Raw genomic sequence first — 17,040 nt, 5'->3', positions numbered from 1 at the left:
CGCCCGCGTGCATACTTGTCACCCGTGTCCACCGACTCCACCGCCCTTTCAGCCGTTCCCACCCCCACGCGCCAGGCGCTCCAGGTGGCCTGCTCCAACTGCAACCTGCGCGAGCTGTGCCTGCCGGTCGTCCTGGCCGAGGAAGACCTGCAGCGCCTGGATTCGCTGGTGGACCGCCGCCGCCCGGTCAAGCGCGGCGAGACCCTGTTCCGCGCGGGCGACCCCTTCTCCAGCCTCTACGCGGTGCGCACCGGTTTCTTCAAGACCTGTGTGTCGGCCGCCGACGGCCGCGACCAGGTCACCGGCTTCCTGATGGCCGGCGAGCTGCTCGGTTTCGACGGCATCTGCACCGACAAACACGCCTGCGACGCGGTGGCGTTGGAGGATTCGCAGGTCTGCGTGATCCCCTTCTCGCAGCTGGAGACCCTGTCGCGCGAGTTCACCCCGCTGCAGCGCCAGTTCCACAAGATCATGAGCCGCGAGATCGTGCGCGACCAGGGCGTGATGCTGCTGCTGGGCAGCATGCGCGCCGAGGAACGGCTGGCCGCCTTCCTGCTCAACCTCACGCGACGGCTGCAGTCGCGCGGCTTCTCCGCTTCCGACCTGGTGCTGCGCATGACCCGCGAGGAGATCGGCAGCTACCTGGGCCTGAAGCTGGAGACGGTGAGCCGCACCTTCTCCAAGCTGCAGGACGACGGCGTGCTGGAAGTGCGCCAGCGGCAGGTGCGGGTGCTCAAGCCCGAGGTGCTGAGCCAACTGGTGGACAGCGGGCGCTGAGGCGCGCCCGCGCCGGATCTCAGGCGAAGGTCTCGGCCGCCTGGAAGGTGCTGGCCGCGGCATCCTTGCCCGACAGCAGCGGCGCCATGCCGAGTTCGGGCCATTCGATCTTCAGTTCCGCGTCGTTCCACAGGATCGCCCGTTCGTGCTGGGGCGCGTAGAACTCGGTGGTCTTGTAGAGGAAGTCGGCCGATTCGCTGGTGACCACGAAGCCGTGGGCGAAGCCGGGCGGCACCCACAGCTGTTTGTGGTTGTCCTCGGTCAGCTCCACGCCGACCCAGCGGCCGAAGGTGGGCGACGAACGGCGGATGTCCACCGCCACGTCGAACACCGAGCCGCGCACCACCCGCACCAGCTTGCCCTGCGGTTTCTGGATCTGGTAGTGCAGGCCGCGCAGCACGCCTTTGGCGGAACGGGAATGGTTGTCCTGGACGAAGTCCACGTGGTGGCCTACGGCTTCGTCGAAGGCGGCCTGGTTGAAGCTCTCGAAGAAGAAGCCGCGGGCGTCGCCGAAGACCCTGGGTTCGATCACCAGCACTTCGGGGATGGCGGTGGGCGTGGCCTTCATGCGCGCACCCCTTCCTGCAGCACGTGCAGCAGGTACTGGCCGTAGCCGCTTTTCTTCAAGGGCTGGGCGAGCTTTTCCAACTGGGCGGAATCGATGAAGCCCTGGCGCCAGACGATCTCCTCGATACAGGCGATCTTCAGGCCCTGGCGGCGCTCGAGCGTGGCGATGAACTGGCCGGCTTCGAGCAGGCTCTCGTGGGTGCCGGTATCCAGCCAGGCGTAGCCGCGCTGCATGATCTGCACCCGCAGCTTGCCGGCTTCGAGGTAGGCCTGGTTGACGGCCGTGATCTCCAGCTCGCCGCGCGCGCTGGGCTTGACGTCCTTGGCGATGCGCACCACGTCGGCGTCGTAGAAGTACAGGCCGGTGACGGCGTAGTTGCTTTGCGGCTTGGCCGGCTTTTCCTCGATGCTGACGGCCTTGCCGCTCTCGTCGAAGGCGACCACGCCGTAGCGCTCCGGGTCCTGCACGTGGTAGGCGAAGACGGTGGCGCATTCGCCGTTGCCGTCGGCCGCGCCCAGCATCTGCTGCAGGTCGTGGCCGTAGAAGATGTTGTCGCCCAGCACCAGCGCGGCGGGGGCGCCGGCGAGGAATTTCTCGCCGATGATGAAGGCCTGGGCCAGGCCGTCGGGGCTGGGCTGCACTTCGTACTGCAGGTTGATGCCCCACTGGGAACCATCGCCCAGCAGCTGCTGGAAGCGCGGGGTGTCCTGCGGGGTACTGATGATCAGGATGTCGCGGATGCCGGCCAGCAGCAGGGTGCTGAGCGGGTAGTAGATCATCGGTTTGTCGTACACCGGCAGCAGCTGCTTGCTGATCGCCAGGGTGGCCGGATGCAGCCGCGTGCCGGAGCCGCCTGCCAGGATGATGCCTTTGCGGGATGTCATGGGAGGTGCCTGTTTCAGGAAAGGGTTTCGCGCAGCATGCGTTCCACGCCGGACTGCCAGGGCGCCAGGGCCAGGCCGAAAGTGCGCTGGAACTTGCCCGTGTCCAGCCGCGAATTGAGCGGCCGCTTGGCGGGGGTGGGGAAGGCGGTCGTCGGCACGGCCTCGACGTCGGTGGCCTTGATCTCGATGCCCAGCATGCGTGCCGTTTCCAGCACGAAACGGGCATAGCCGTTCCAGCTGGTCTGGCCACCCGCCACCAGGTGGTAGAGGCCGGCCTTGGACGGATCGGCCAGGGTGGCGCGGATCGCATGCGCGGTGGCATCGGCCAGCAGTTCTGCGCCGGTGGGCGCGCCAATCTGGTCGTCGATCACGGTGAGGCGATCGCGCTCGCGGCCCAGGCGCAGCATGGTCTTGGCGAAGTTGCCGCCGCGTGCGGCGTAGACCCAGCTGGTGCGGAAGATCAGGTGTTTGGGGCAGGCCTGCTGGATGGCCTGCTCGCCTTCGAGTTTGGTCTGGCCGTAGACGCTCAGCGGTCCGGTGGGCGCCGACTCGTCGCGCGGTGCATCCCCGCTGCCGTCGAAGACATAGTCGGTGGAATAGTGGACCAGCAGCGCGCCCAGCCCGGCCGCGGCGCGCGCCAGCACGGCGGGGGCTTCGGCGTTGATGCGGCGGGCCAGTTCGGGCTCGGACTCGGCCTTGTCCACGGCAGTGTGCGCGGCGGCATTGACGATGACGTCGGGCCGGATCGCGGCCACCGTCTCGGCCAGCCGGGCGGGCTGGCTGAAGTCGGCGAACCAGTCGGTGCTGTCGTGGTCGAGCGCCACGATTTCGCCCAGCGGCGCCAGGGCGCGCTGCAGCTCCCAGCCGACCTGGCCGCCCTTGCCCAACAACAGGACCTTCATGCTGCCTGCCCGTATTGCGTCGAGACCCAATCGCGGTAGCCGCCGCTCTGCACATCGGCCAACCACTCACCGTTGGCGAGGTACCACTCGACGGTCTTGCGGATGCCTGTGTCGAAGGTCTCGGCCGGCTTCCAGCCGAGTTCGCGCTCGATCTTGCGGGCATCGATGGCGTAGCGGCGGTCGTGGCCGGGACGGTCCTTCACATAGGTGAGCTGGGTGGCGTAGGAGACACCGTCCGCGCGCGGGCGCAGCTCGTCGAGCAGCGCGCAGACGCGGCGCACGATCTCGATGTTGGGCATCTCGTTCCAGCCGCCGACGTTGTATGTCTCGCCCGTCACGCCGGCTTCGAGCACACGCCGGATGGCGCTGCAGTGGTCCTTCACGAAGAGCCAGTCGCGCACCTGCATGCCGTCGCCATACACCGGCAGCGGCTTGCCGGCCAGGGCGTTGACGATCATCAGGGGGATCAGCTTTTCCGGGAAGTGGAAGGGGCCGTAGTTGTTGGAGCAGTTGGTGGTCAGCACCGGCAGGCCGTAGGTGTGGTGCCAGGCACGCACCAGGTGGTCGCTGGCGGCCTTGCTGGCCGAATACGGGCTGTTGGGCTCGTAGGCCTTGGTCTCGGTGAAGGCCGGATCCTGCGCGGACAGGGTGCCGTAGACCTCGTCGGTCGATACATGCAGGAAACGGAAGGCGGCGCGCTCGGCCTCGGGCAGGGCCGACCAGTATTCGCGCACCGCTTCGAGCAAACGGAAGGTGCCCAGCACATTGGTTTCGATGAAGGCGGCCGGGCCGGTGATGGAACGGTCGACATGAGATTCGGCCGCGAAATTGAGTACCGCGCGCGGGCGGTGCTGCTGCAGCAGCTGCGAGATAACCGCCGTATCGCCGATGTCGGCCTGCACGAAGACGTGGCCAGCATGGGACCGCACGGCATCGAGATTGCGCAGATTGCCTGCGTAGGTGAGCTTGTCGACGTTGACGACGGCTTCATCACTGCCTGCCAGCCAATCCAACACGAAATTGGAACCGATGAAACCGGCTCCGCCCGTTACCAAAATCATGTCAAACCTTCCATGTCAATGACCCTCATTGTTCCATAGAAGGTTTGCGGCTTATCCCGGTCGAACGGGACCTAACCCATAGGCTTCCACAAAGGCGCCGGCTCCGGCTGGGGGTACTCGGCCGCTCTTGGCGGCGCCATCGCTTCCCGTTGTCGCTGCCGCTTGAGGGCACGGGGTTTCATTCGGGGCTCGGGATCGTGGCGGAAGGTCTTGGACATTCGGGCGGATCGTTGGCTGCGATGGACGATGCCCCATTAAAGCAGCGATGGAGCCAGACGTCATGTCAGTTGAGATCCCGCCATCTCGAAGACCGACAGACAGGCGGTCATCCATCAGCTCGCCGGCTCGGCAGAATGCCGCGATGGACAGACGACAACTCCTGCGCTACGCGCTCGGCGCATCGAGCGGCAGCCTCCTGATCAGCGGCGCCTGGGCCGGCCGCGGCTCCGCCGCCGACCCCTTCGCCCTGGGCGTTGCCAGCGGCGCACCCCATCCCGGCGGCATGGTGCTGTGGACCCGCATCGCACCGGCTGCCCTGCCCTCACCGCTGGCGCCGGCCGAACTGCGCTGGGAGATCGCGCACGACGCGAACTTCCGCCGCATCGCCGCCAGCGGCCGCGCGCAGGCCGTGGCCGAGCTGGGCCACTCGGTGCATGTCGAGGTGCAGGGCTTGACCGCCGATCGCTGGTACTTCTACCGTTTCATGCTCGGCGATGCGGTCAGCGAAACCGCGCGCACCCGCACCGCGCCGGCGGCCGAGGCCATGCCCGAGCGGCTGCGTTTCGTCTATGCCTCCTGCCAGCGCTGGGAGAACGGCTACTACGCAGCCTGGCGCGATGCGGCCGAGCAGGCGCCGGACCTGGTCGTTTTCCTGGGCGACTACATCTACGAGAACGCACTGCCGCGCGACCTGCAAGGCCGCACGCTGGCGCGCGGCCACACCCTGCGCCGCGCACGTTCGCTGGAGGACTACCGTGAGCGTTACGCCCTGCACAAGAGCGACCCCGACCTGCGCGCCGCCCACCGGGCCTGCCCCTGGATCGTCACCTGGGACGACCACGAAGTGGAGAACGACTACGCCGCCACCGTCGGCCATGCGGCGCCCGAAGCCTTCGCGGCGCAGCGCGCCGCCGCCTACCAGGCCTTCTACGAGAACATGCCACTGCCGGCGCGCACCCTGGTCCGCGGCCTGGGCGGGCTGGGCGGCGCGGAAGCGCTGCGCGTCCACGAGCGCCAGGACTTCGGACGGCTGCTGCGTTTCCATCTGCTGGACACCCGCCAGTTCCGTGATCCCCAGGCCTGCCGGGAAGACAAGCCCGGCGGCGGCATCCGCGGCAGCGTGCGGCCCGGCGCCTGCGCCGAGCTGCAGGCGACGCAACGCACGCTGCTCGGCCGGGCGCAGGAAGACTGGCTGGCCGAGGGCCTGGCCGACGACGCCCGCGACGGCCGCACCCGCTGGAGCGTGATCGCGCAGCAGACCCTGTTCTCGCCCCGCCGCTACGGCGCGGCCGACGCCCCGGTGCCGACCGACACCTGGGACGGCTACCCGGCAGCGCGTGCCCGCCTGCTGCAGGCATTGAAGGCGAACCCGCCGCGCAATGCGGTCTTCGTGGGCGGCGACATCCACCAGAACTACGTCTGCAATGTGCACGCGGCGGACCCGAAGGTGTCGGACCCGATCGCCACCGAGTTCTGCGGCACCTCGATCAGCTCACCCTCAGGCGCCTCGCCGGCCCGCATCGCCTCCATCCTGGAACGCAATCCCCACATCGTTTTCGCCAACAGCGAAAAACGCGGCTATGGCCTGGTCGACCTGACCCCGAAAACCTGGGAGACCCGGCTGCGCACGGTCGACCGCATCGAGGACGCGGCGAGCCCGGTACAAACCCTGGCGCAGTTCGTCGTCGAGGATGGCCGCGCAATCATCCAGCCGCGTTGACATCTGGAAACCACGGGGATGCCGTCGCGCCAGGCCCCGCGTATAACCGGGTTTCGCGTCGATAACGAGACAGGAGACCCGCAATGAACAACCTTTCGATAGCGCTTGCAGCCCTGGCTGTCTGGCTGGCACTCGGCGTGCTGTTCATGAGCATGTGCTGCGCGGCCAGCCGCGCCGACCGGGAAATGGAAGAAGCGACGCAAGCCATGGCCCTGCCGCATCGCGGCCTGCGCCAGCATCTGTTCGCGCTGCATGTGCGTAGCCTGCGCTCCATGCGGCGCCTGGGGGCCGCAAGGGGAAACTTCATCCGCTCCGGCGCGGCGCGCGAGACGCCCGCCGGCAGCCCGGCGCAGCCGCACGGCGGACTACGTTCGGCTCACTGAGCCTGGCCGGAGAGGCCGTAGGCCCACAGCCCGATGGTCTCGTGCACGGCGATCTGCCAGTGCGAAAGCGACTTCACCATGGCGTACTGCGTCCAGGGCGTGGATCTTCCGGCCAGGTAATCGACCGCGTAGGGCGTGACCGTCCATCCCAGCTTGCGAAACGTCGCCAGCGAACGCGGCATATGCCAGCCCGAGGTCAGCAGGAGCCAGGGCCGGTGAATGTCCATGCCAGGCAGCTGCGCCGAATAAAGCGCGTTCTCGTAAGTGGTGCGCGAGGCTGATTCGAACAGCACCTGCCCGTCGGCCAGCCCCATCTCCCGGAAATACTGGCGCGCCTGAGCCGCCTCGGACTCGGTCTGCCGCAGCAAGGTGCCGTCGCCGCCGGTGAACACGATCTTGAGCCGCGGATGCGCGCGGGCCAGCGCGATCGCCATGGTCATGCGTTCGGCGGCTCCGTTGAGCGCCACCTGGCCGTTGCCATCGCGCACATACGCGTTCTCCAAAGCGCCGCCGAGCACGACCACGCCGGCATAGGCAGCCCACTGCGGATCACCCGGCGCGGCAGGCACCGGCTGGGCCTGCTCCAGGCGACGCAGCAGCAGATCCGGCAGGGGCAGCCAGCCCAGCAGCAGGATCAGCAGCAGGCCCGTCCACAGCATGGCGCGGCCGCGCGCGGCCTGCCGCCGGCCGCGCCACAGACCGGCCAGCATCAGCAGGAACACCCAGGAAAGCGGCTGGGTGAGCGCGCTCAGCAGCTTGGAGACGACGAAGAACATGCGCCCGGCTCAGGCACCGTAGCCCTGCGGATTGGCCTCCTGCCAGCGCCAGCTGTCGCGGCACATGTCTTCCAGGCCGAGACGGGCCGACCAGCCCAGCAGCGCCCGGGCCGCCGTAGGGTCGGCATAACAGGCCGCCACGTCGCCCGGCCGGCGCGCCACGATGCGGTGGGGAATCGGCCGGCCGCTGGCTTTTTCGAAAGCCTTGACCAGATCCAGCACGCTGCTGCCCTTGCCGGTGCCCAGGTTGACGGTGAAACCCTCATGGCCGGCCAGCAGATGGTTGACCGCGGCCACATGGCCTTCGGCCAGGTCGCAGACATGGATGTAGTCACGCACGCCGGTGCCGTCCGGCGTGGGGTAGTCGTCGCCGAACACCTGCAGGAAAGGCCGCTGCCCCACCGCCACCTGAGACACGAAAGGCATCAGGTTGTTGGGAATGCCGTTGGGGCTTTCGCCGATGCGGCCACTGGGATGCGCGCCCACCGGGTTGAAGTAGCGCAGCACGCCGAAACGCCAGGACGGATCGGAGGCCGCCAGCGCAGCCAGCATGTCCTCGCTGACCAGCTTGGTGTGACCGTAGGGATTGGTGTGCTGGCGCGGGAAGGATTCGGTGATCGGCACCGTGGCCGGATCGCCGTAGACGGTGGCGCTGGACGAGAAAACCAGCTTGCGGCAGGCGGTGCGCTGCAGCGTGGTGAGCAGCGCGGCGAAACCGGCGATGTTGTTGCGGTAGTACTTGAGCGGATCGGCCACGCTTTCGCCGACGGCCTTGAAGCCGGCGAAATGGATCACGGCGCCGATGTCGTGCTGCTCGACCAGGCGGGCCACGGCTGCGTCGTCGAAGATGCTGGCCTGCTCGAAGACGACCGGAGCGCCGCTGAGTTCAGCGAGGCGGCGCAGCACTTCCGGCTGGCTGTTGGAGAAGTCGTCGAGCACGACCGGCCTGAGACCAGCGGCGTGCAGGGCCAGGAAGGTGTGGCTGCCGATGTAGCCGGCGCCGCCGGTGAGGAGGACGGAGGGGGTCAAGGGATCTTTCTGGACGAGGCCCGCTGCAGTGCCTGGTGGCCTTCGGGTGGTGCAGTTGGAGAAGTAAGTCTACCGGCCGGCGCGCCGAAGATGCGACGGATGACGCAACGGCATGGCATGACGGAGGTGGCTAAAAGGAGTTGGGTTTAGTATCCTTGTACCAACAGTGCGTCTGCCCGATAGCCGTGTTACGATAAAAACTATCGTCCCCCATTCTTTAAGGAAGCGCCATGAAGTCCAGCCAACTGCTCGCCATTGTTTTGTCCGCCGGTCTCGTGGCCGCTCCCCTGTTGGCTAATGCCCAGGCTGCTGCCACCGGTGGCACCACCGGTGCCGGTGCCGGCGCTGCCACTACCGCCGGCATTGCTGGCGTGTCCGTCGGTGCCGTCGCCGCGGGTGCACTTGCAGTTGCAGTCGCTGCGGCCGCTGCTTCGTCGTCCGGCGACAGCAACACTCCCGTGACCGGCACCTCGGGCACCACCGGCACCCGCTGATAGTGCACCGCGCGCCAGCGCGTGCGGGGGCAAAACCCGGTTCAGGCCGGGCTTTGCCCCCGTTGTCATTTGCGGGCCCGCTTGTGGCCCTGGGCTTCGTCCTGGCATCGGCTGCTTGCTCGACCAGTACTAGCGCCAGCATCGAGGCCGCACGTTCGCTGTTCTCGCCACCGGCTGCCGACACTGCCGTGCTCAATCCGGCCTACCGCTATCTACGGGTCACTGCCGGAAAGAATGTCGCCTTGCTGGTGCTGGGCTACACCGACGCGACACCCGGGCCTGGGACCGAAGTCTGGTACAGCGCCAGCAAGGAAGCCGTCCGCCTGTGGCAGGGCCGGATCGCCGGCACGGGCGGCCTGAAAACCGACTGGCACTCGGTTCGCTTCGACGGCGCACCCAGCTGGCGAAGTGCGCTTGCGGGTGGTGCCCGCTATCGGCGTCTGCGGGACGTAATGCCCGGCTATGCAACAGACGTGCGGGAAGAGGTGTGGGTCTCGCCGATCGCCCCGCCTGCCTCCTCCTCGCTGAAGAACCTCGCTCCGGAAAGCTTGCAGTGGTTCGAGGAACGAACAGTGCCCCAGGGCCTGGCCTCCGGCTTGCCGGCGGCGCGTTTCGCCGTCGATCTGTCCAGCCAGCAGGAACGGGTCGTGTATTCCGAACAATGCCTGTCGCCAGACTTCTGCATCACCACGCAGATCTGGCCGGCCACCCCCACCCGCCTTACGGCCTCCTGACCGCCCCGCCCTTGGCTTTTGCGAGTAGATCTTGTCCAGGCTTCATTCCTTTTTCGCGCCCAGCGCAGTGGGCCTGGCTTGCCGCTGCGCCATCGCCCTGGGTTGCGCGGCAACGCTTGCAACGCCCGCCCTGGCTGCCACCGACACGGCTGAAATCGTTCCAGGTGAAAGGCTGAGCGCCTGGCTGCAACGGCAGCGGACCGGACAGAACAGCTATCCCATCGGCCTGCAGTGGTACGTGCCGGAGGAAAAGCCGGACCAGCATGCACTGAAGGACCGGATCACCCGGCAACTGTCCGCCTTGCGCGCTGACAAGGCGCCCACCGGAATCTCGTTGTCCCGATGGGTGGGTGCGCTGCCCGTCACCGGGCGTGCCGTGGTGGGCAATCCGGACGACCGCTGGCTGCAAGCCAATCCGGACCAGGACCCGGTGCTTCAGCCCGGCCAGCGCGTGAAACTACCGCCTCGCCCCACCACCGCCACGGTGGTACTGGACGACGGCGCCCTGTGCCAGGTTCCCTACCGCGCAGGCGTGATGGCGCTGGACTACCTGCGCGCCTGCGTGGAAGACCCGGATCAGCGCGACATCGTCTGGATCGCGCAGCCCGACGGCCGCACTTTCCGCTACGGCGCTGGCACCTGGAACGCCCAGGCGCAGAATCCGCCCGCCGCAGGTGCATGGATCTGGGCGCCAGCGCGCAGCAGCGGCTTGCCGGATGGCTTTTCCGACGACCTGATCCAACTCCTCGCTACCCAGGGTCTGGCCGCGGACGGTGCCGGCCGGCCCGTCGGCGCTCCGCCCGAGAGCGAACGGTCCATTTCCGCCTCGCGTCAGCGCGACCTGCCGCTGACAGCCAGCGACTGGGGCGAAATCGGCCTGCTGCAGACACCGACGGCACGCATGGCCCCCGCCGGCGAAACCCGTTTCACCTACAGCCATATCCAGCCCTACACCCGGGCCACGGTGATGCTCCAGCCGCTGGACTGGCTGGAAGGCGGCTTCCGCTACTCGCAAGTGAGCAACCAGCTCTACGACCCCAGCCTGGTCATCAGCAGCCAGTCGTACAAGGACAAAAGCGTAGACGCCAAGGTGCGGCTTTGGAAGGAATCGAGATGGATTCCCGAGCTGGCCATCGGCGCACGCGATCTGGGTGGCACGGGCTTGTTTTCAGGCGAATACTTCGTCGCCAACAAGCGCACGGGTGACCTGGACTGGAGCCTGGGCCTGGGCTGGGGCTACCTGGGCGCGCGGGGCAACTTGCGCAATCCCTTCGGCCTGATCAGCGAACAGTTCGACACGCGCCCGGGTTCCACCACCACAGGCACCACCAACAACAAAGCCTATTTCCGGGGCCCCACCAGCTTGTTTGGCGGCGTGCAGTGGCAGACGCCCATCAAGCCGCTGATCCTCAAGCTGGAGTACGACGGAAACGCCTATGAGCGCGAGCCCTTCAACAATCCCATCAAGCAACGGCTGCCGGTCAATGCCGGCGCCGTCTACCGCTATTCGGAAGCGGTAGACCTCACCGCCGGTATCGAGCGAGGCAACCGCGCCATGTTCGGCGTGACCTTCCATGGCGGACTGGACACCCTTGCGCAGCCCAAGCTGCTCGACCCGCCCACCCCGGCAGTCACCGACCGCATGCCGGCAGGTGATCCCGCCTGGAGCCGCACAGCCGCCGACATCGAGGCCCAGACCGGCTGGGCGGTAGACGCCATCAGCCGCCGCGGCGACACCCTGCTGGTACGCCTGAGCTTCCCCCGCGCCGCCTATCTGCAGGCCCGGCTGGATCGCATGACGGCGGTGCTACACCGCGACGCGCCCGCTTCGATCCGGCGGTTTTCCATCGAATTCAGCGAGTACGGCATGCGCATGGGGGGCAAGAGCATCCGTAGGGCGGATTGGGTGGCATTGCACACCCAAGGCTTGTCGCCGGCGCAGCGAAGCGAACACAACATCGCTTTCAGCAATGCCCCGCTGGGTGCGCCCACCGCCGTGCAGGACCGCGACGGCCAAATGCTGTGGACCAGCGACAACGGCCGCCTCCGCGGCGGACTGAGTCCCAGCCTATGGCAGTCGCTGGGCGGGCCAGACAGCTTCCTGCTGTACCAGATCGGCGTTCAAGGCGCTGCCGAATACCGTGTCACGTCCAACACCTGGCTCACCGGGGGCGTGAACATGCGCCTGCTCGACAACTACGACAAGTTCAAATACACCGCGCCCAGCGATCTGCCACGCGTTCGTACCCAAGTTCGCGAATACGTGACGACCTCGCGCTTCACTGTCAGCAACCTGCAGCTCACGCACGCCGAGCAATGGGGCGAAAACCATTTCGTCATGGCCTACGGTGGCCTGCTGGAATCGATGTACGGCGGCTTGGGAGGCGAATATATGTACCGCCGCCGCGCCAGCCCGCTTGCATTCGGAGTGGACGTCAACCGGGTGCGCCAACGCGGCTTCGACCAACGCTTCGATTTCCGCGAATACGAGGTCAATACCGGGCACGCCACGGTTTACTGGGAAACCGGCTGGAATGATTTACAGGTCAACCTTAGCGTGGGACAGTACCTTGCTCGCGACCGCGGCGCGACACTCGAAATCAGCCGCCGATTTGCAAATGGAGTGTCGATTGGTGCGTACGCGACCAAAACCAACGTGTCGTCGGCGCAGTTCGGCGAAGGGAGTTTCGATAAAGGAATTTTCGTGAGCTTTCCTTTCGACGCGATCCTGCCGAAATCATCGTCCGCGAACGGCACGATTCTGTGGCAGCCGCTGCTGCGCGACGGTGGAGCCAAGCTGTCGAGATCGCAAACGCTGTATGGACTCACCAACACCCGCAGCCCACGCGCGTTCGATTATCGGCCAGCCCAACCGGCAGACTGAGCACTCCAGCGCATACCTCAGGCGCCGATAGCAGCGCGCAACTGGTAATACATCAACTTTGCATGAGGTAGACGCGCTCGCCAAGCCGATTCCGCACGTGGTTTTCGCGTTGCACCCGCTTGATTTCTTTGATCAACCGTATACGATTTTTTGGACTGTTCGACAGCCCACCATCGCCCATTCGAACCACATACAACGGTATGAAAAGCGGGTCACGCCGCGCAAGTGACGGATATAGGAAATGGTAATCACCGGCAATACGAAATTCCGGACTAAATTCACGATTTTGAAACATGGGCCGCTTATGCGCCGTACCGGTATGCGTGAACGGCATATTTACCCGCAAGCGGGATCCATTTTCGGACCAAGGACCGTTTTCGCTTGCAACGATTCGATGCTGATCGTCGACCAACTCCACCCGACCATACGCTAGCTCAAGGTCGGCTTCAGCCTCGTCCAGTCCATTCCTTAGCGCCTTCAGACTGCCAGTATCCGCATATAGTCATCCGCACCGATAAAAATCAACCATTGCCGGAAGCCATGCGGACGCCTTTGTTCCATGCGTCGAAAACTACCGAGTCCGGCTCGGATACTATTTTTTACCTGAGCCTCGGAAAAATGCTGCCAAATCATTGGAACGGTGTTATCACGAGATGCTCCATCCACCACGATGATTTCCGGCTTCTCCGTTTGGTCGAGCAAGCTTTTCAATGCACGAATCACCGTGCGCTCAGCATTGTAAGTGGCGACGATGACCGAAAAATAAGGAGAAAACGTTGATCTGACGGGCCAGCACGTCGTTATAGCGTCGATGTTTATATTCAGTGTACGACCAGTCGTAGTCGTGGAACTTATAGAAGTGCATGTTCGGATTTTCAACGAGCCTTAAAACCCGGGCATCTGCGACGCAGATGCGGCCTCTATCATGCACTAGGTTCCCCTGATAATCAACTGCACCTCGCCTGAAAAATCGAAGCTCTCCAGGCTGGCGCCTTTTTGGGCCGCCCACTGAACGGCACCGCAAAGACTCGCAGTAATGGTTTCACGAAAAGACCGGACTACATCGTGCGAACCACTATCGGCGACTTCGGCATAATTTTTCACCAAGGGCAGCGGTATGAACTCACTGAGCGAAGCGATAAACAGGCAACCGGTTTTACAGGCCGCTAGAACGCGGTCCATCACCTCTGGCGTTCTATAAAACCTGGATTTTAAATGACCGTCAACTCGTAGCTTGCGCCGCGCGCCACTTCAGCGGTTCTATCCGTACTGCAGTTATCGACGACAAGCACCCGAAATAGCCCGCGGAAATTTTCCAGACTGCGCAGGATGCGCTGCTCCTCGTTCCATGCGAAGAGACAGACAGTCAGGCGATCGCTCAGTAATGGCGGCATTGCTGACATTTTGATCAGATGGCTTTCAATGCAGCCACCGCTTCATGAACGGGATAATGGTGGTTTCCGACGAACAAACCGTGAGAGTCGATGTGATCGGCATTTTTCAACTCGCCGAAGGTATCGGAGTCGAAATATTTAACAACTTCATTCTTGGCGAAATTCCCGGCCACAATCGGTCGGCATTCGAAACCTGCCGCATTAAGCCGCTTCAATAAGGATTCGCGCGTGAGATCCGAGCCAGGGCGGACAACCAGGCTAAATCCAAACCAGCTGCTCTGGCCGATTTCCTTCTGTATCATGACATCGGGATGATTTGCCATGGCAGCTTGAAGCAAGGCGCCATTTTTCCGGCGTTCGCTGATAAGCCGAGGCAGCTTCTTGACTTGCTCAATGCCAATTGCGCCCGACATTTCAAGCGGGCGCAGGTTATAGCCGGGCAGCACGAATCTAAATGACTCTTTGAACGGATCATCGCTCTTTTCGCCGGTCACCTGATTGAATTTGGGAAGATTGCGAGTCCAACCATGGGCCCGCAAGGAAAGCATTATGTGGAAGAGCTCCTCGTCATCAGTCGTAACCATCCCGCCTTCCATCGTCGAGATATGATGCGAGAAAAAGGCACTGTAACTACCCATCACCCCAAAGGTTCCGGCCTTTTTGCCCTTGAATTCAGCGCCCATCGATTCGCAATTATCCTCAATCATGCGAATATTGCGCCCCTGGGTAAGCCGCTCAATTCGGGAAAAATCGTTGGGATTTCCCAGCAAGTTGACGACCATAATCAAGCGCGTGCGATCTGTAATCGCGGCCGCAAGCTGGTCCAGATCATAGTTCAGCGTCTCGACATCGATATCCACGAAACGCAGCTTCAAACCATACTGATGCAAAGGATAGTAGGTCGTACTCCAGGAAACGGCCGGAACAATGACCTCATCACCGGGCTGCAGGCGTCCTGTCTTGGTATAGAAAAGCGCCGCCACCATGAGCAAATTAGCGGATGACCCTGAATTCACCATGACGCAATAACGACTACCAGAATAGTCAGCAAACAGCTTTTCGAACTCCTGTACGCAAGAGCCCATGGTGAACATGCCGGATTTCACGACCCGTTGAATGGCGTCATATTCGGCGTCGTCCCAGGTGGCCGTGGCAAGAGGATATTTAATGTCATTCATGGACTGGTCTGCTCCAAGTAATTCGCATAGGTAAGAGAAAGGCCGGTTTCCAGCGTAGTTGCTGCATGCCACCCCCAATTTTGGGCCGTGGTGATATCAACTGTTTTTCGCTTCATGCCGACTGGTTTGGACAAGTCATGATCGAAAGCACCTTCGTATCCAACCACAGCAGCAGCGACGGCGTAGTATTCATTGACACTCAAATCACTTCCCAGTCCGACGTTCATGACGGACGGCAAGGAATCGAAACGTTCAACCGCACTCCACATCGCGCGAGCCAGGTCGCCCGCATACATGAATTCCCGGCGTGCATTGCCGTCGCCCCATATATCGACGGAGGTGCGGCCGGCCAGCTTCGCCTGATGCAGCTTGTGAATGATGGCTGGCACCATGTGCGAGTGCACCGGGTCGAATTTGTCGTATTTGCCGTAGATGTTGCAAGGAATCAGGGTTTTATACGCGAATGCCGGATCCTCACGAGAGATGTATTCGCAAAGGCGCATGGTAATAATTTTGGCCAGCGCATAACCCTCGTTGGTCGGTTCCAGTTCTCCTTGCAATACCAGATCTTCGCGCAAGGGACTCTCCGCATAACGAGGATACATGCAAGAACTGCTGAGGTTCAGCAAGTGCTTGATGCCCGCCTGCCGTGCAGCGCCAACCACATTGCGCCCCATGTCCAGGTTTTGCAAAAGAAACGCGACGGGCTCCCGCATGTTGGCTTGGATTCCGCCCACCCTGCCGGCGGCGTGTACGACCATATCGACCTTATGGCGTGCGAACCACTGATGCACGGAATGTGCATCGGTCAGGTCCAGTTCCGCGCTGGTCGGTGCCAATACTTCATGCGCTGCCACGCTCGCATGTTCAAGGAAGTTGCGGCCCACCATGCCGCGCCCCCCGGTCAGAAGAATTCGCATCACTCGTGATAATCAAATGCGCTGAAGCCGTGCTTTTTGACCAGCTCGTCACGCTCGGCGGACTTCAAGTCTTCTCGCACCATCTCCGCTACCAACTCAGCAAACGTTATTTTCGGCGTCCATCCAAGTTTTTCTTTCGCCTTGGAAGGATCGCCTAAAAGCGTTTCCACTTCGGTCGGGCGGAAGTAACGCGGATCGACGGAGACAATCGGCTCCGCCCTGGCCCCGCCCTGGGGATTGGTCCAATAACCTTTTTCGTCCGCACCCTCTCCCTCCCAACGTACTTCCATGCCCAATTCGCCTGCGGCCGCATCCACGAATTGACGAACGCTGAATTGCACACCCGTGGCGATGACGAAATCCTCTGGCTGCTCCTGTTGCAGCATCATCCACTGCATCTCGACGTAGTCTTTCGCATGACCCCAATCGCGCATGGCGTCCAAATTGCCAAGATAAAGGCAGTCCTGGAGGCCGAGCTTGATACGCGCCAACGCGCGCGTAATCTTACGAGTGACAAAAGTTTCGCCCCGGTTCGGACTTTCATGGTTGAACAAGATGCCGTTGCATGCATAAATTCCATAAGCCTCCCGGTAGTTTACCGTGATCCAGTACGCATACAGTTTGGCCACTGCGTAGGGACTACGGGGGTAAAAGGGCGTAGTTTCCTTTTGAGGGGTCTCCTGTACCAAGCCGTACAACTCGGATGTCGAAGCTTGATAAAAACGGGTTTTTTTCTCCAAGCCCAGGATACGGATCGCCTCCAATATCCGCAATGCGCCAAGCGCATCTGAATTTGCGGTGTATTCTGGCTCCTCAAAACTGACCGCAACATGCGATTGAGCGGCCAGGTTATAAATTTCGTCCGGCTGGACCTTCTGGATGATGTGCGTCAGGCTGGACGAATCCGTCATATCGCCATGGTGAAGCACAAACCGGCCATCGGATTTATGAGGGTCTTGAAACAAATGATCAATCCGATCAGTATTGAACAGCGATGTACGGCGCTTCATGCCGTGGACCTCGTAACCTTTAGTCAGCAGCAGTTCGGCCAGATAAGCGCCGTCCTGTCCCGTCACGCCCGTAATCAATGCTCGTTTCATGTTTCTCCCTATGTTCA

General features: G+C 63.2%; 18 protein-coding genes. 6 read left to right on the top strand and 12 right to left on the bottom strand.

What is annotated here, in order from left to right; all coding sequences use genetic code 11:
* Nucleotides 1-24: 24 nt before the first annotated feature.
* Nucleotides 25-777 (top strand): fumarate/nitrate reduction transcriptional regulator Fnr, encoded by a 753-nt coding sequence (gene fnr / locus GT347_RS20680; protein WP_160553991.1) that lies wholly within the window; start codon nt 25-27, stop codon nt 775-777.
* A 19-nt stretch (nt 778-796) separates the two neighbouring features.
* On the opposite strand, the gene rfbC is transcribed toward fnr, so the two are convergent.
* From rfbC to rfbB, 4 genes are read right to left on the bottom strand one after another with little or no spacing between them, the layout of a single operon-like run.
* Nucleotides 797-1,345 carry a dTDP-4-dehydrorhamnose 3,5-epimerase gene (gene rfbC / locus GT347_RS20675; protein WP_160553990.1) on the bottom strand — a complete coding sequence of 183 codons (549 nt, stop codon included), beginning with the start codon at nt 1,343-1,345 and terminating at the stop codon, nt 797-799.
* Nucleotides 1,342-2,229: a glucose-1-phosphate thymidylyltransferase RfbA gene (gene rfbA / locus GT347_RS20670; protein WP_160553989.1), complete on the bottom strand. Its 888-nt coding sequence runs from the start codon at nt 2,227-2,229 to the stop codon at nt 1,342-1,344. Before rfbA ends, rfbC begins: the two co-directional genes overlap by 4 nt.
* Nucleotides 2,230-2,243: 14 nt before the next feature.
* A complete protein-coding gene (rfbD, locus tag GT347_RS20665) occupies nt 2,244-3,131 on the bottom strand; it encodes a dTDP-4-dehydrorhamnose reductase (RefSeq protein ID WP_160553988.1) in 888 nt (295 codons plus the stop codon).
* Nucleotides 3,128-4,192 (bottom strand): dTDP-glucose 4,6-dehydratase, encoded by a 1,065-nt coding sequence (rfbB, locus tag GT347_RS20660; protein ID WP_160553987.1) that lies wholly within the window; start codon nt 4,190-4,192, stop codon nt 3,128-3,130. The genes rfbD and rfbB overlap by 4 nt, the downstream gene beginning before the upstream one ends.
* 361 nt (nt 4,193-4,553) lie before the next feature.
* Between rfbB and GT347_RS20655 the strand changes: the two genes are divergently transcribed.
* Nucleotides 4,554-6,131, top strand: a complete 1,578-nt coding sequence (locus GT347_RS20655) for an alkaline phosphatase D family protein (protein ID WP_160553986.1) — start codon at nt 4,554-4,556, stop codon at nt 6,129-6,131.
* Nucleotides 6,132-6,214: 83 nt separating this feature from the next.
* Nucleotides 6,215-6,514, top strand: a complete 300-nt coding sequence (locus GT347_RS20650; protein WP_160553985.1) for a hypothetical protein — start codon at nt 6,215-6,217, stop codon at nt 6,512-6,514.
* On the opposite strand, the gene GT347_RS20645 is transcribed toward GT347_RS20650, so the two are convergent.
* Nucleotides 6,508-7,290, bottom strand: a complete 783-nt coding sequence (locus tag GT347_RS20645) for a YdcF family protein (protein ID WP_160553984.1) — start codon at nt 7,288-7,290, stop codon at nt 6,508-6,510. The genes GT347_RS20650 and GT347_RS20645 overlap by 7 nt on opposite strands.
* A gap of 9 nt (nt 7,291-7,299) precedes the next feature.
* On the bottom strand, nt 7,300-8,319 hold the full coding sequence (gene galE, locus GT347_RS20640) for a UDP-glucose 4-epimerase GalE (RefSeq protein WP_160553983.1): 1,020 nt from the start codon (nt 8,317-8,319) through the stop codon (nt 7,300-7,302).
* A 230-nt stretch (nt 8,320-8,549) separates the two neighbouring features.
* Here galE and GT347_RS20635 point away from each other — a divergent pair, with 230 nt between their 5' ends.
* The 3 genes from GT347_RS20635 (at nt 8,550) to GT347_RS20625 (ending at nt 12,431) form a co-directional block, all read left to right on the top strand.
* Nucleotides 8,550-8,813 (top strand): hypothetical protein, encoded by a 264-nt coding sequence (locus GT347_RS20635; protein WP_160553982.1) that lies wholly within the window; start codon nt 8,550-8,552, stop codon nt 8,811-8,813.
* A gap of 83 nt (nt 8,814-8,896) precedes the next feature.
* Entirely contained in the window at nt 8,897-9,547 is a 651-nt protein-coding gene (locus GT347_RS20630; protein WP_229722410.1) for a YjbF family lipoprotein, read from the top strand.
* 31 nt (nt 9,548-9,578) lie between these two features.
* Nucleotides 9,579-12,431 carry a YjbH domain-containing protein gene (locus GT347_RS20625; protein WP_160553981.1) on the top strand — a complete coding sequence of 951 codons (2,853 nt, stop codon included), beginning with the start codon at nt 9,579-9,581 and terminating at the stop codon, nt 12,429-12,431.
* 477 nt (nt 12,432-12,908) lie between these two features.
* On the opposite strand, the gene GT347_RS20620 is transcribed toward GT347_RS20625, so the two are convergent.
* From GT347_RS20620 to gmd, 6 genes are all read right to left on the bottom strand, one after another.
* Complete coding sequence (locus GT347_RS20620; RefSeq protein WP_160553980.1) at nt 12,909-13,154, bottom strand: glycosyltransferase; 246 nt, start codon at nt 13,152-13,154, stop codon at nt 12,909-12,911.
* A 207-nt stretch (nt 13,155-13,361) separates the two neighbouring features.
* Complete coding sequence (locus GT347_RS20615; RefSeq protein ID WP_160553979.1) at nt 13,362-13,613, bottom strand: hypothetical protein; 252 nt, start codon at nt 13,611-13,613, stop codon at nt 13,362-13,364.
* 29 nt (nt 13,614-13,642) lie between these two features.
* Complete coding sequence (locus tag GT347_RS28090) at nt 13,643-13,825, bottom strand: glycosyltransferase (protein ID WP_160553978.1); 183 nt, start codon at nt 13,823-13,825, stop codon at nt 13,643-13,645.
* Nucleotides 13,826-13,839: 14 nt separating this feature from the next.
* Entirely contained in the window at nt 13,840-15,003 is a 1,164-nt protein-coding gene (locus GT347_RS20605) for a DegT/DnrJ/EryC1/StrS family aminotransferase (protein ID WP_160553977.1), read from the bottom strand.
* Nucleotides 15,000-15,923 carry a GDP-L-fucose synthase family protein gene (locus GT347_RS20600; RefSeq protein WP_160553976.1) on the bottom strand — a complete coding sequence of 308 codons (924 nt, stop codon included), beginning with the start codon at nt 15,921-15,923 and terminating at the stop codon, nt 15,000-15,002. Before GT347_RS20600 ends, GT347_RS20605 begins: the two co-directional genes overlap by 4 nt.
* Complete coding sequence (gmd, locus tag GT347_RS20595; protein ID WP_160553975.1) at nt 15,923-17,023, bottom strand: GDP-mannose 4,6-dehydratase; 1,101 nt, start codon at nt 17,021-17,023, stop codon at nt 15,923-15,925. Before gmd ends, GT347_RS20600 begins: the two co-directional genes overlap by 1 nt.
* Between the last annotated feature and the right edge of the window lie 17 nt (nt 17,024-17,040).

This window comes from Xylophilus rhododendri (genome assembly GCF_009906855.1).
In the GTDB taxonomy this organism is placed as follows: Bacteria; Pseudomonadota; Gammaproteobacteria; order Burkholderiales; family Burkholderiaceae_C; genus Xylophilus; species Xylophilus rhododendri.
The sequence above is the reverse complement of the archived record's forward strand: the minus strand, read 5'-3'. Positions and strand labels throughout refer to the sequence as shown.

Coding starts and splice junctions, on each gene's coding strand:
- gmd (WP_160553975.1), bottom strand. CDS start 17,023: ATGAAACGAGCATTGATTACGGGCGTGACGGGACAGGACGGCGCTTAT.
- GT347_RS20600 (WP_160553976.1), bottom strand. CDS start 15,923: ATGCGAATTCTTCTGACCGGGGGGCGCGGCATGGTGGGCCGCAACTTC.
- GT347_RS20645 (WP_160553984.1), bottom strand. CDS start 7,290: ATGTTCTTCGTCGTCTCCAAGCTGCTGAGCGCGCTCACCCAGCCGCTT.
- rfbD (WP_160553988.1), bottom strand. CDS start 3,131: ATGAAGGTCCTGTTGTTGGGCAAGGGCGGCCAGGTCGGCTGGGAGCTG.
- GT347_RS20650 (WP_160553985.1), top strand. CDS start 6,215: ATGAACAACCTTTCGATAGCGCTTGCAGCCCTGGCTGTCTGGCTGGCA.
- GT347_RS20615 (WP_160553979.1), bottom strand. CDS start 13,613: ATGGACCGCGTTCTAGCGGCCTGTAAAACCGGTTGCCTGTTTATCGCT.
- rfbB (WP_160553987.1), bottom strand. CDS start 4,192: ATGATTTTGGTAACGGGCGGAGCCGGTTTCATCGGTTCCAATTTCGTG.
- GT347_RS20605 (WP_160553977.1), bottom strand. CDS start 15,003: ATGAATGACATTAAATATCCTCTTGCCACGGCCACCTGGGACGACGCC.
- rfbC (WP_160553990.1), bottom strand. CDS start 1,345: ATGAAGGCCACGCCCACCGCCATCCCCGAAGTGCTGGTGATCGAACCC.
- rfbA (WP_160553989.1), bottom strand. CDS start 2,229: ATGACATCCCGCAAAGGCATCATCCTGGCAGGCGGCTCCGGCACGCGG.
- GT347_RS20635 (WP_160553982.1), top strand. CDS start 8,550: ATGAAGTCCAGCCAACTGCTCGCCATTGTTTTGTCCGCCGGTCTCGTG.
- GT347_RS20655 (WP_160553986.1), top strand. CDS start 4,554: ATGGACAGACGACAACTCCTGCGCTACGCGCTCGGCGCATCGAGCGGC.
- GT347_RS28090 (WP_160553978.1), bottom strand. CDS start 13,825: ATGCCGCCATTACTGAGCGATCGCCTGACTGTCTGTCTCTTCGCATGG.